Origin of the sequence: Halobacillus sp. K22 (genome assembly GCF_052246795.1) — a bacterium.
In the GTDB taxonomy this organism is placed as follows: domain Bacteria; phylum Bacillota; class Bacilli; order Bacillales; family Halobacillaceae; genus Halobacillus.
Map to the genome: position 1 here is coordinate 37,110 of NZ_JBQQCN010000004.1, position 13,763 is coordinate 50,872.

The 13,763-nt window shown below is 41.1% G+C and carries 13 protein-coding genes; 10 read left to right on the forward strand and 3 right to left on the reverse strand.

Annotated elements, in window-relative coordinates:
- The first annotated feature begins 297 nt into the window (after positions 1-297).
- Entirely contained in the window at positions 298-2,877 is a 2,580-nt protein-coding gene (mutS, locus tag ACTWPM_RS04580; RefSeq protein WP_443131893.1) for a DNA mismatch repair protein MutS, read from the forward strand.
- Positions 2,878-2,890: 13 nt separating this feature from the next.
- Positions 2,891-4,759 carry a DNA mismatch repair endonuclease MutL gene (mutL, locus tag ACTWPM_RS04585; RefSeq protein ID WP_443131894.1) on the forward strand — a complete coding sequence of 623 codons (1,869 nt, stop codon included), beginning with the start codon at positions 2,891-2,893 and terminating at the stop codon, positions 4,757-4,759.
- A gap of 57 nt (positions 4,760-4,816) precedes the next feature.
- Here mutL and ACTWPM_RS04590 read toward each other — a convergent pair whose 3' ends face one another.
- Together ACTWPM_RS04590 and ACTWPM_RS04595 are read right to left on the reverse strand one after the other, a co-directional pair.
- Positions 4,817-5,029, reverse strand: coding sequence for a DUF7836 family putative zinc-binding protein (locus tag ACTWPM_RS04590; protein ID WP_443131895.1), 213 nt, complete (start codon positions 5,027-5,029; stop codon positions 4,817-4,819).
- Positions 5,030-5,187: 158 nt separating this feature from the next.
- On the reverse strand, positions 5,188-5,547 hold the full coding sequence (locus ACTWPM_RS04595; RefSeq protein WP_014643360.1) for a helix-turn-helix domain-containing protein: 360 nt from the start codon (positions 5,545-5,547) through the stop codon (positions 5,188-5,190).
- 186 nt (positions 5,548-5,733) lie between these two features.
- Here ACTWPM_RS04595 and miaA point away from each other — a divergent pair, with 186 nt between their 5' ends.
- The 8 genes from miaA to ACTWPM_RS04635 all read left to right on the forward strand — a co-directional run bounded on the left by miaA (position 5,734) and on the right by ACTWPM_RS04635 (position 13,504).
- Entirely contained in the window at positions 5,734-6,663 is a 930-nt protein-coding gene (miaA, locus tag ACTWPM_RS04600) for a tRNA (adenosine(37)-N6)-dimethylallyltransferase MiaA (protein WP_443131896.1), read from the forward strand.
- A 45-nt stretch (positions 6,664-6,708) separates the two neighbouring features.
- Positions 6,709-6,933 carry an RNA chaperone Hfq gene (gene hfq / locus ACTWPM_RS04605; protein WP_089751040.1) on the forward strand — a complete coding sequence of 75 codons (225 nt, stop codon included), beginning with the start codon at positions 6,709-6,711 and terminating at the stop codon, positions 6,931-6,933.
- A gap of 116 nt (positions 6,934-7,049) precedes the next feature.
- Complete coding sequence (locus tag ACTWPM_RS04610; protein ID WP_443131897.1) at positions 7,050-7,988, forward strand: AAA family ATPase; 939 nt, start codon at positions 7,050-7,052, stop codon at positions 7,986-7,988.
- An 80-nt stretch (positions 7,989-8,068) separates the two neighbouring features.
- On the forward strand, positions 8,069-9,304 hold the full coding sequence (hflX, locus tag ACTWPM_RS04615; protein ID WP_443131898.1) for a GTPase HflX: 1,236 nt from the start codon (positions 8,069-8,071) through the stop codon (positions 9,302-9,304).
- 20 nt (positions 9,305-9,324) lie between these two features.
- Positions 9,325-10,581 (forward strand): methionine gamma-lyase family protein, encoded by a 1,257-nt coding sequence (locus tag ACTWPM_RS04620; protein ID WP_443131899.1) that lies wholly within the window; start codon positions 9,325-9,327, stop codon positions 10,579-10,581.
- 130 nt (positions 10,582-10,711) lie between these two features.
- Complete coding sequence (locus tag ACTWPM_RS04625; protein WP_014643366.1) at positions 10,712-11,116, forward strand: MerR family transcriptional regulator; 405 nt, start codon at positions 10,712-10,714, stop codon at positions 11,114-11,116.
- 24 nt (positions 11,117-11,140) lie between these two features.
- A complete protein-coding gene (glnA, locus tag ACTWPM_RS04630) occupies positions 11,141-12,472 on the forward strand; it encodes a type I glutamate--ammonia ligase (RefSeq protein ID WP_443131900.1) in 1,332 nt (443 codons plus the stop codon).
- Positions 12,473-12,955: 483 nt separating this feature from the next.
- Positions 12,956-13,504: a hypothetical protein gene (locus ACTWPM_RS04635; RefSeq protein ID WP_443131901.1), complete on the forward strand. Its 549-nt coding sequence runs from the start codon at positions 12,956-12,958 to the stop codon at positions 13,502-13,504.
- A gap of 94 nt (positions 13,505-13,598) precedes the next feature.
- On the opposite strand, the gene ACTWPM_RS04640 is transcribed toward ACTWPM_RS04635, so the two are convergent.
- Positions 13,599-13,742 carry a hypothetical protein gene (locus ACTWPM_RS04640; RefSeq protein WP_175477938.1) on the reverse strand — a complete coding sequence of 48 codons (144 nt, stop codon included), beginning with the start codon at positions 13,740-13,742 and terminating at the stop codon, positions 13,599-13,601.
- Positions 13,743-13,763: the final 21 nt, after the last annotated feature.

Here is a 13,763-nt window from a genome sequence, read left to right on the forward strand (position 1 = left end):
TTAAGTTTCTATACCTTCATATCCGATTTCGTTTATGAAAGAGTAATCAGGGTGGGGAGAACTACCTTTTCTGTACACCTTTCTCTATTCAAAAACCGTGTAACCCAGTCTTTCGAATACTATTCTATAGAGGTATAACTATTTATGACCATACACAGAAGCAGGGAATAGTACTTTTACAAGGTCGAAGTGACTACTTCCCTTTCTTAAAACAAGTGTGCTTTCATTCAAGGGAGCTAAGGATGTGTGCTATAATTGGAACAGTATGAACACAGAACGTTTTGGAGGATTGACTTTATGGCACAATACACACCTATGATGCAGCAATATTTAAAGATTAAAGCAGAAAATAAGGATGCTTTCCTTTTCTTTCGTCTTGGGGATTTTTATGAAATGTTTTTCAATGATGCGCTCCGCGCGTCCAAAGAACTTGAAATTACATTAACAAGCCGCGATGGTGGAGCTGAAGACCGGATACCTATGTGCGGTGTGCCTTATCATTCGGCTGAAAATTACATAAAGCAACTGGTTGAAAAAGGATTTAAAGTAGCGATTTGTGAACAAGTGGAAGATCCAAAAGTGGCCAAAGGAGTAGTGAGGCGAGAAGTTGTTCAGCTAATTACTCCTGGTACAGTTATGGAAGGCAGCATGCTTGAGGAAAAAGAGAACAATTACCTTGCTTCCCTTAGTGCGTTTGATGATGGTACTTATACGGTAAGCTACAATGACCTGACTACAGGAGAAAATAACGTGGCATTAATCACTGGAGGGTTCGATGCCGCAATCAGTGAATTATACAGCCGCCCTGTTAAGGAAATTGTGGTAGCAAGTGATTTCAATCACGAACAGCAGGAGATCCTTAAAGATCGACTGGGTTACACCATTTCTCATCAGGATGAGACGTCCATTCACGAAGAGTTTCAAGATTTAGTAAAAGAGGTTCATCAAGACAAGCTTCTGATTGGCTTTGGCCGTTTGCTACAATATATTCAATTGACTCAAAAACGCTCCCTCGATCATTTACAGCCTGTTAGAGTGATTGAGTTGAATCAGTATATGACCCTTGATATGTACTCAAAAAGAAATCTAGAGTTAGTCGAAACCCTGCTGAAGAAAGGGAAGTCTGGCAGCTTATTATCAGTCGTAGACAAAACAATTACGGCTATGGGAGCGCGGATGTTAAAAAAATGGATGGAGCGGCCTCTTCTTACAAAGCAGGCGATAGAAGCTCGGCATGATCAGGTAGAAGGCTTACTGAACCAATTTTTCGAGCGGGAGACTCTAAGGGATCAGTTAACCTCTGTCTATGACCTCGAACGGCTTGCTGGCAGGGTAGCCTACGGTAATGTGAATGCCAGAGATCTAATTCAACTGCGAAATTCTTTACGAAAAATACCTGAAATTCTGGACACACTGAGGTCTTTCGATCATCCGTCCATGAAAAGCCTCTATGAAACAATCGATCCGCTTCAGGATCTTAAAGACTTACTTGAAGGCAGCATAGCAGATGATCCGCCGATCACAATCAAAGAAGGTGGATTAATTCAAGACGGTTTCCACCAGCAGTTAGATGAATATCGAGATGCTTCAAAAAACGGGAAGCAATGGATCGCTCAATTGGAAAAGAAAGAAAGAGAAGCCACTGGAATAAGATCCCTTAAAATCGGCTACAATCGTGTATTCGGATATTATATTGAAGTAACGAAGGCGAATTTACGCCACCTGCCTGAGGGGATATACGAACGGAAACAGACATTAACGAATGCAGAGCGATTTATTACCCCTGAATTAAAAGAAAAAGAAACCATGATTCTGGAAGCTCAAGAAAAGAGTGTAGATTTAGAATATGAACTTTTTCTTGAAGTAAGAGAAAAAGTAAAAAAGTATGTTCAGCAACTGCAGCGATTAGCTGAACAAATCAGTCGTATTGATGTACTCCAGGGTTTTGCCCAAATTGCCGAGACGAATGGATACGTCCGTCCCGACTATGGAGAAGCCAGATTAGTAGATATTAAACAGGGGCGTCATCCAGTTGTAGAAAACGTACTTAAGAATGAAACCTTCGTTCCTAATGATATTTATATGAATGAAGAAACGGATGTGCTTCTCATTACGGGGCCGAACATGTCTGGTAAAAGTACGTATATGCGACAGCTTGCGTTGATTGCGATTCTTGGACAAATGGGAAGCTTTATACCTTGTGAATCTGCAACTCTTCCAATATTCGATCAAATCTTTACAAGAATAGGAGCCGCAGATGATCTTGTTTCCGGTCAGAGTACCTTTATGGTAGAAATGCTTGAAGCTAATCATGCTCTGAGTAACGCCACAGAACACAGTATGATCCTGCTTGATGAAATTGGCCGGGGGACAAGCACTTACGACGGGATGGCTCTTGCTCAGTCGATTGTGGAGCATATCCATGAGCATATTCATGCAAAAACACTCTTTTCCACCCATTATCATGAGTTAACTTCACTTGAAGACCAGCTTAATCGATTGAAAAATGTGCACGTACGTGCCGAAGAATACGAAGGTAATGTGGTTTTTCTTCATCAGATTAAAGAGGGACCGGCAGATGAAAGTTACGGTATTCATGTAGCGAAGCTTGCTGATCTTCCTTCCTCTCTTATTAATCGCGCAACTGCTCTTCTGACCCAATTTGAGAGTTCAAATTCGGCCGCTGAAGAGTCGAGCGCTTCCTTGGAAGAGGAGCAGCTTACGATGTTTGTTGAAGAACGGAAACCAAGCCAGAAAAAAGAAACCAAATCAAAATCAAATATAGAATCCTATCTTAAGGGATTAGATTTAATGGAAATGACACCAATGGATGCTATGAATGAGTTATATCAATTACAAAAACGGATTAAGTCGTAAAGGAGGAACAGAGATGGCGCATATTCAACTTATGCCTGACCATTTATCCAATAAAATAGCTGCTGGAGAAGTTGTGGAGCGGCCAGCCTCTGTAGTTAAAGAACTCGTTGAAAACAGTATTGATGCCGAAGCTTCATGGGTTACTATCGAACTAATGGAAGCTGGCTTACAGAAGATCCGCATTACAGATAATGGTGCTGGTATGGAAGAGGAAGATTGTGAAAGAGCTTTTTACCGTCATGCGACGAGTAAAATTAGTAATGAAAATGATCTTTTCCACGTGCGTACATTAGGCTTCCGTGGTGAAGCCTTAGCCAGTATTGCAGCAGTAAGCCGCCTGCGTGTGAAGACTTCTACAGGAGACCAAGCGGGAACAAAACTCGACTTGGAAGGCGGCAAGTTAATGAGTAAAACCAAAAGTGATGCTAGACAGGGAACAGACATCACCGTAGAAGAGCTGTTCTTTAATACTCCGGCCCGTTTGAAATATATGAAGACAATTCACACAGAGCTCGGCCATATTACGGATGTACTGAACCGGATGGCTCTCGCTCATCCCGAAATAAAGTTTAAGTGCACCCATAATGAAAAAGAAATATTTCAGACCAACGGCAGAGGTGACTTGCTACAGGTAATCGCAAAAATCTATGGAGTGAATGTAGCAAGAAAAATGATTCCCATTGAAACAGAGACTTTAGACTTTAAAGTCTCTGGATACATTGCAAAGCCTGAAGTGTATCGAGCCTCTCGAAATTATATGTCGACGATTATTAACGGTCGTTTTATTCGCAGCGTTCCATTGAATAAAGCAGTATTGCAAGGCTACCACACATTGCTCCCGATCGGGAAAAGTCCAATTGTAGTGCTTAATATTGAAATGGATCCAATACTTGTGGATGTGAATGTGCATCCTGCTAAGCTTGAGGTACGATTTAGTAAGGAAAAAGAACTGTTTGAAGCTTTGCAGGAGGCAATTACAAAAGCTTTCCGTCAGCAAACGCTAATTCCAGATGTTCAGCCTGCCACTCCTAAAACAGATAAGAAAGAAAAATCCACCCAGGAATCTTTTGATTTTTATGAGGATCAGCAAAAAGCAGCCCAGGATGCTGGAAGCCGTTCAATGGATCATATTGCAAATGATATCTCAAACCTTAAGAAAACTGAGGATGAAGCTTATCTTTCCGCCCGGCAGGATACTGTGCTGAAAGAAATGACTCCTGCTTTTGAAGTTGAGGAAAGCCCTGTCCATAAAGAACAAGATCCCGAAGTTATTCCTCAAAAAGAAGAAAAGACACCGAGCCGTGTGCCCGCTATGCACCCTGTTGGCCAGGTGCACGGAACGTATATCATTGCTCAAAATGAGGATGGGATGTACATTGTCGATCAGCATGCCGCGCAAGAGAGAATTAAATATGAATTTTTCAGGGATAAATTAGCAGAAGTAGATCACGAGGTTCAAGAATTACTGGTGCCTCTCACTTTTGATTTTAGTAAGCAGGAATCATTAAAAATTGAAGAATATAAAGAAGATCTCGAAAAAGTCGGTCTGTTCTTTGAAATGTTCGGGGAGAACAGCTATATTATTCGCAGCCATCCTCAGTGGTTTCCGAAAGGTTTTGAAGAAGAAGTTATTCATGAAATGATCGATCAGTTAATGAATGAAGATCGCATCGATGTTCTTAAATTAAGGGAAGAGGCAGCTATTCTTATGTCCTGCAAACGATCCATTAAAGCGAATCACTATTTGGACCAGGCAGGTATGTCCAGGCTATTAGAGGATTTAAGATTGTCTACCGATCCATTTACGTGTCCGCACGGGCGCCCAATTATCGTTCACTTCTCAGAATATGAAATGGAGAAGATGTTTAAAAGGGTAATGTGATGGACAATTTAAAAAAGGTCAGTACCTATACAACAGGTGCTGACCTTTTTTTAGTATTTATGATCTAGTCCATTTTTTCAACCCGTCCAATTGTTTTCTAAGCTTACTCAAGGCTTCAGAATTTTCCAGATGAATTTCAGTCTGGCATGCTGGGCAGGTAAGGGTTTGGTCAGGTCCGAAAACCGAGCTCGTTCCAATTTCTATTTCTTCATTACAATGAGGACACTGCAAATTCACTTTTTGACCTTTGAATTTTTCTTTAGCATCCATAAATTATATCTCCTCCTTAATTCTAGGATTCGACAAAAACTAATAATTACCTGTTTATGGATAAAGATTCGAGAAAATTAAAAAGCCAACATTAATTGACATAATCTATTTATGATCAATTAATGTTGGCTTTTTGTCCGCTCTAGAGGGGAGGGGACTTACGATATATTTTTTTGCTGTAATAAAAATCGGAAGTAATTGTCGATTTGTTTTATGTCATCAGGCTGGATGCCGAACCAGGCTTTTTTATCAAAAAAGACCGGTTTGTCATATCCTTTTGTTTCGAGCAGCTGCTTGATCTCTCTAATTTCATCTTCTTTTTCATCGCTCATACCCAGTAAGTAATCGGCAGTGGTTTGAAGCGCGTGAGCAATTTTTGTTAAATCACTCAAATCAGGGGAAGTATAATTCCTTTCCCAGTTTGACACGACCTGCGGAGAGACACCGACCTTTTCAGCCAAGTTCGATTGGGTTAACCTTCGATTTTTTCTTAATGAACGAATTCTTTCATGAACCACTGTGGACGCCTCCTTTTTTATACTATAACACAAACTAACGAATCTCGATAGTATAACTAACGAATATTTTGAATTATACTAACGGAATTCGTTAGTAGTGGTAACGGAATCCGTTAGTTAATGCGCTGAGGTATGATTCCTATGCGATTCATGTATAATGGGTAACAGTGATGGAGGTGTGAAAAAATGAAGCCATTAGTCATTTCTGTAGTTGGTCCGACGGCTGTTGGTAAATCAAAACTTGGAGTTGAAATTGCGAAACGTTTTGAAGGTGAAATCATCAGTGGAGATTCAATGCAGGTTTATAAATCGATGGATATTGGAACGGCAAAGGTTACGGAACAGGAAATGCAAGGTGTTCCTCATCACTTGATCGATATAAAGGAACCCGACGAAAGTTTTTCCGTAGCTGAATTTCAGCGTACGGTGCAACACCTTATACGCACGATCAGCTCACAGGGGAAATTACCGGTGATAGTTGGTGGCACTGGATTATACATACAAGCTACGCTTTTTAATTTTAATTTTTCTGAGGAAAAAAGAGACGAGCAGGTTATCAAGCGTCTGGAAAAGGAAGCTTCCGATTATAGGTTGGATTCTTTATACCGACGCTTGCAATCAGTCGATCCAGAGCAGGCAGAAAAAGTGCATCCAAATAATGAGCGGCGTGTATTAAGAGCGCTGGAAGTTTACGAAACTACAGGCAAGGTTATGAGTGATTATCAGAAACAACAGAGCGATGAATCGCCTTTCCACCCTGTAATTATTGGTCTTGAAATGGAAAGAGAAGAGTTGTATAACCGAATTAATCGCAGGGTCGATCAAATGGTAGAAGAGGGGTTAATTGCTGAGGTAAAGCGTTTATATGAAAAAGGGTACGAACATACCCAGGCGATGAAGGCCATTGGTTACAAGGAGTTTATCCCTTACTTTAATGGAGAATACAATATGGATCGTGCCATAGAGCTGCTGAAAAGAAATTCCAGGCGTTATGCTAAGCGCCAGTACACTTATTTTCGTAATAAAATGAATGTCCGGTGGTATCAGATTTCAGAACAGGGGTATGAGGAGAAATTTGAAACAATTTTAAATGATTTAGCAGGAATGATGAAGTGAGAAATAGAATGGTACTAATACAGATAGAATAGAGGAGGAAAATCCATGGCTCAATCCGTAAATATCCAAGATAACTACTTAAACCAACTGAGAAAAGATCGTATGCAAGTGACTGTCTTTCTGCTTAATGGCTTCCAGCTTCGCGGGACTGTTAAGGCATTTGATAATTTCACTGTCCTTCTCGAGACCGATGGGAAGCAGCAGTTAATTTTCAAACACGCAATTTCGACGTTTGCTCCGATGAAAAACGTTTCATTGGAGAAAGAATAGAATATTAAAAGAACGGGCGCTGTATAAGCGTCCGTTTTTTGTTTTTCTGGATATAGGCTGTTGTCACAGGTTTAGTCTAAACTGCGTATGATGAATGGAAACGAGGAGGGATCCATGTGTACACGCAGGCAAAAACTGCTAAACCTGGAACAATTAATATTGTTCTTAATGACACGAAGTCTAAAGCCGTGCCCATCCAGCACGTTCGCCCTAAAGAGCAGCCTTTAACACCTTTTCGTAGAATTGATGACTTTTTTTCATCGATCGTAGGCCTTGGGGATTTGAAAGTCCGTATAAAGGAAATCTATGCTCAAGTATTAATTGCTCATAAAAGGAAAGAACTAGGTTTAAAATCTGATCAACAAGTACTTCATATGATTTATAAAGGTAACCCCGGTACAGGGAAAACAACGATAGCCAGAATGGTAGCTCAGCTTTTTTATGAAATTGAAGTGCTGGAAAAGGGGCATTTTATAGAGGTGGACCGCAGTGACCTTGTTGGTGAATATATAGGCCACACTGCCAAAAAAACAAAAGACTTAATCCATAAGGCGCTCGGCGGCGTTCTCTTTATAGATGAAGCCTATTCACTTGCAAGAGGCGGGGAAAAAGATTTCGGGAAAGAGGCCATTGATACGATAGTGAAATGCATGGAGGATCATCATAATCAATTTATTATCATTCTAGCGGGTTACCCTGATGAAATGGATGACTTTTTGCAAATTAATCCGGGTTTAGCTTCCCGCTTTCCAATCCAGTTGTCTTTTTCGAATTATTCTGCCACTGAGTTAGCAGCTATCGCTCAAGGAATGCTCCGAGATCGTGACTATTGTCTGACTGCTGACGCAGAAAGGAAATTGTATCAGCATCTCTCCTACGTTTGTTCCCGTAGAGCCATTAATTTCTCTAACGCTCGATATGTGCGTAATGTAATAGAGGAAGCCATTCGTAAGCATGCCTGGCGTGTAATTAGCAGCCCGAATCAAAAGAAAGCAGCATTGATGACTATAGAAGCAGAAGATTTTTCAGTAGCGAACCCGCTTTCCTCTCCATAATGGTACCGTTATCTATCCGCGGTACTTTTTGGTATGATGGGGATGGAGTCATTCAGGTATATAGAAAAGAAGGTGGAATTATGCAAGGTAAAGAACGAGTGATCCTAGTAGCCAGAAAAGATCCTAACGAGGAAGACGAACGCTTTCATTCCTCTTTAGAAGAACTCCAATCGTTAACGGAAACTGCAGATGGAGATGTGTGCAGAGTTATCACGCAAAAAAGGGACCGGGTTCACCCGGCTACATATTTGGGTGAAGGGAAGTTAGAAGAGATAAAGGCTGCAGCTTTAGAAACAGAAGCTGAGCTTATTATTTTTAATGACGAGCTTACCCCTGGGCAGCTTAGGAATATTTCAGATAAAGTTGGACGACGTGTGCTTGACAGAAGTCAGCTTATTTTAGATATATTCGCCAGCCGTGCACGCACTAAGGAAGGTAAACTTCAAGTAGAATTAGCCCAGCTGCAGTACTTACTGCCTCGTCTCGCAGGACAGGGGACGGAGCTCTCCCGACTGGGCGGAGGAATTGGGACGCGTGGTCCCGGAGAGACAAAGCTCGAAACCGATCGTCGTCACATCAGACGTAGAATTGATGACATTAAAAAGCGCCTGAACTCGGTAGTCAAGCAAAGGCAACAATATCGCCAGCGCCGTAAAGAGAATCGTGCTTTTCAAATTGCGATAGTAGGATATACCAACGCAGGAAAGTCTACATTTTTTAATCGTGCGACGGAAAGTGATTCTTACGAAGAAAACCTCCTATTCGCCACTCTTGACCCACTGACAAGACAGATGAGTCTTCCGTCAGGTTTTCAAGCTCTTGTTTCTGATACAGTAGGTTTTATTCAAGACCTGCCGACAACACTGATCGCTGCTTTCCGTTCGACTTTGGAAGAAGTGACTGAAGCTGATTTTATTTTGCATATGGTGGATGCTTCTCACCCTGACCATCTGCAGCAAGAGAAGACGGTGCTGCGACTGCTTGATGAATTGGGAGCTGGGCAGTTGCCAATGCTTACGGTTTATAACAAAAAAGATCTACTTCAAGAGGATTTCATCCCTGAAACTTATCCATCTTTAACTGTTAGTGTACACGACCGAATCGACTTGAAAAGGATTTTAGATAAGATTGAAGCTGTGTTAAAGGAAGAGTGGCATGAATACGATGTGTTTATTCCTGCATCAGAAGGTAAACGCCTTCAGCAATTCAAAAAATTCAGCATGATTACCAGCATGGATTTCCACGAGGATAAAGAGGGATATGCTCTTCATGGATTCATACATCCGGACCATCCGTTAAAACATCAGATACTATAAAAAGTTAGGAAGACACCATCATGAATATCGAAACCATCAAAATACAAAGTGAAAAAGAAATAACACACGAGCATAAACGAATTAATGAAATTGTTGAATTTAATCAGGAGAAAGTACTCCATGCTTTTCAAAAATTAAGAGTGAGTGATTCTCATTTCAACCCCACAACTGGTTATGGCTACGATGACTTTGGGAGAGATACACTTGAATCTCTTTATGCAGAAATTTTCAAAGCAGAGGACGCCCTTGTCCGGCCGCAATTAATTTCAGGTACCCATGCGATTACAACGGCTTTGTTCGGCGTCCTCCGCCCCGGGGATGAGCTTTTATATATTACTGGCGAGCCCTACGACACTCTCAGGGACGTTATAGGGACAGGCCGGAAAAAGGATATGGGATCGCTGAGAGATTTCGGGGTTTCTTATCAGTCTATACCTTTAACCAGGGAGGGAGATTTTCAGGTTGAGGAAATCCTTTCGTCCATCTCTACCGCTACGAAGATGGTAGGGATTCAGCGTTCAAAAGGATATGAGGATCGGCCGTCATTCACTATAAAACAAATCTCTTCTATAATCGAACGGATCCGGGAAGTGAAAGATGATGTCATCATTTTTGTCGATAATTGTTACGGAGAGTTTGTTGAAATGAAAGAGCCGCTTGAAGCAGGAGCTGATTTAATTGCCGGGTCATTAATTAAAAACCCCGGAGGCGGGATCGCTAGAATGGGCGGTTACATAGCTGGTAAGGAAAAACTCATTGAACTATGCAGCTACCGCTTAACCGCTCCTGGGCTAGGTAAAGAAACAGGAGCGAGCCTGAATAGTCTTCAAGAAATGTATCAGGGCATCTTTCTAGCGCCTCATGTAGTAGGAGAAGCGCTAAAGGGAGCAGTGTTTACTGCTCACTTTCTTAACTTGCTGGGTTTTGACACAAACCCTGCCTATAATGCTGAGCGAACAGATTTAATTCAGTCTGTGAATTTTGATTCGGCCGAGCAAATGATTCGATTTTGCCAGTCCATTCAACATGCTTCTCCGGTTAATTCACACGTCAGCCCAGAGCCAAGCCCAATGCCCGGATATGATGATCATGTAATCATGGCTGCAGGCACATTTATCCAGGGGGCTAGTCTTGAACTGACGGCCGACGGCCCTATAAGACCTCCTTACACGGCTTTTGTACAAGGCGGGTTAACCTATTCTCACGTAAAGATAGCTGTAACAGCAGCAATTAAACGTCTGTTAGAAGAAGGGTATGTGAAGATGAGTTTAACTTAAAAAATGAGAGGTTTTCTTACTTTTTTTACTATTTCATTATATATGTGTGAACATTCCTCACATATGTTGACATATCCTCTACTTATCGTATAATTAAATCAGTATCATTCTTATGGGGAGGTGGCACACGATGAGTGATGAGATTCGTCGTTCCATGCCGTTATTCCCGATGGGGATTGTTCAATCACTGACAGACCTTTCTGCCCGGCAGATCCGCTATTATGAACAGCACCAGCTAGTACAACCTGCCCGTTCAGAAGGGAATCGCCGGCTGTTTTCATTCAATGATGTAGATCGACTGCTGGAAATTAAAGACCTCATTGAACAAGGCGTTAATATGGCAGGGATAAAGCAGGTTCTTAAGCTGACAGATCAGCCGGAGAACGAGGCATATGACGAGAAGCGAGTCGAGGAAGTTCATAGTGAACTAACTGAGAAAGAACTGCGCCGTATGCTGCAGCAAGAACTTTTCACCGCGGGAAGGCAAGGTAAACTTGGAATTAGGCAGGGGGAATTGTCTAGATTCTTCCACTAAATGTGTTGAGAGGAGACTGGAATTATGGGTTTAACTAAAGAAGAAATTTACAAGAAACTTGATGAGGAAAACGTCCGTTTTATTCGACTGCAGTTCACGGATATGCTGGGAACAATTAAAAACGTCGAAATCCCGCTTAGTCAACTGGATAAGGCTTTAGAGGGTATGATGATGTTTGATGGTTCATCTATCGAAGGCTTCGTGCGCATCGAGGAATCTGACATGTACTTAGTACCAGATTTGGATACATTTGTGGTATTCCCTTGGACATCTGAAAAAGGGAAAGTAGCCCGCTTCATTTGTGATATTTACAACCCAGACAAGACTCCTTTTGAAGGGTGCCCACGTTATAACTTAAAACGTAACATCAAGAAAATGGAAAAACTTGGTTTTTCCGCGTTTAACATAGGTACTGAGCCTGAATTCTTTTTATTCAAGCTAGATGAAAAAGGCGAACCAACCATGGAACTAAACGATAAAGGTGGTTATTTCGATCTCGCGCCAACCGATTTAGGTGAAAATTGCCGGCGGGATATTGTTCTTGAACTTGAGGAAATTGGATTTGAAATTGAAGCTTCTCACCATGAGGTAGCTCCTGGACAGCACGAGATTGATTTTAAATACTCAGATGCTGTGAAACACTGTGATGATATTCAGACGTTTAAACTAGTTGTAAAAACGATCGCGCGTCAGCACGGTCTCCACGCGACTTTCATGCCTAAACCTTTATTTGGTGTGAACGGCTCCGGGATGCATGCGAACATGTCTTTGTTTAATGAGGACGGAAATGCTTTTTATGATGAAAATGGCGATAAAGAATTATCAGAAGTTGCTTATCAGTTTACTGCAGGGATTATTAAGCATGCTACAAACTTTACGGCGATCACAAATCCTACAGTAAACTCCTATAAACGTCTTGTACCTGGTTATGAAGCTCCTTGCTATGTGGCTTGGTCCGGTCAGAACCGAAGCCCGCTTGTGCGTGTTCCTACTTCCCGCGGATTAAGTACTCGTATAGAGGTAAGAAGCGTAGACCCTGCTGCAAACCCTTATATGGCTATGGCAGTATTATTAGCTGCAGGTCTTGACGGTGTGGAGAATAAATTGAAAGCCCCAACTCCAGTCGATCGAAACATTTATGTTATGAATAAGAAAGAACGTGAAGCACACGGCATTAAAGATCTGCCTGCCACGCTTTACAATGCTCTTGAAGAACTGCAGGAAGATCCGATTATGGTCGAAGCTCTTGGCGAGCACCTGTTTGAACACTTTATTGAAGCGAAAGAAATCGAATGGGATATGTTCCGTACACAAGTACACCCTTGGGAACGTGAACAATATCTACAAACATATTAATCCTCATCAAGCCTCAGCGTCTAAGCGCTGAGGCTTTTTCTTATGCGGAGATTGATACGTTCCACTTTTCTCACTCACCCCCTTGTTAACCCCTGAAAATGAAGGTAGCAGGATATAGTTTTGCATCGCTGGGAGCCACTGATAAGAAAAGAATCAATCTGTGACATGATTGCACATTATTATAATAAGTAGATTTTATACTGAGATTTAAACTCTAATTAATTCAATTAACTTGGACGTTTGCAGAAGGTTTTTTTTATGTGAAAAAATATTAAGTAACTTATCACAACTTTTTCTTTTAGAAAAACTTTATTTCAAGACAGCCATCGTTTCACAAAAAGTGACAGTCTGAAATACTTCAGTTTGAAGTGTATTTTAGTAAAAAATGCACAAAGTTCTCAGACAAAACCTGTTTACACGTGTATCGCAACACGTGTTGTGTTATGATTTGTACACAACAATTGATTTGTTAGGGGATGTAGAATGGAACAATATACTGTCGATCAGGCCTTGGAAAAATTAAAACAATATAAAATTACGACACATAAAGAAAGTCTTCGACGTTGGCTGAGAAACGGCACAATTAAAGGCGTCGAACCAGCCACGCGTAAAGATGGATGGAGAATCAATGAAGTTGATCTATGGGCGTTTATTGAAGAGCGCACACTGGTTAATTCAACAGAGGAACCTAATGCAACAAATGTTGTTAAAAAGGATGAGCTTCGCGAATTTCACAGAGCTGAAATGTGGTGGGAAATTGCTCGCAAAAATATGTATGAAGGATCTATTGAGGTTAAAAAAACGGATGTGCGCTCATGTATTAAACAAAAAAACTATTCCGAAAAATTCGAAGCGTACATCTGGAATAGAATTACAGAGCACACGTGGCAAGCTACACCTCGCATCTTCTATTTGCATGATGCCTTTCTTTTTAGCAGCCAGCGTATAAAGATGGATACTAATTATAAAGATCGTAAAGAGCAGATCTTGTTCGCTTTAATTGATTACTTAAGAAATAATGGCATTAAGTAGGATAAATGGATAGTAAAGTTGTATAAATTTAAAAGAAAAAAGCCCCGTTGCGCTGAGCAAAAGGGCCATGTTATTTACTAACGATAGTAAAATCCTATTTAAAAATCTTACGAATGAGCTTCCCACTGACTTTACCAGCAGCTCTTCTGCCGACTCGCTGGCCAATTCGGTTATTACGAACAGCGTCCACGTCGTTCCAGATTCTTAGAATTTTTGAGAGCTTTGATTTTAAGCCCATTTTAATCAACTCCTTATTTAT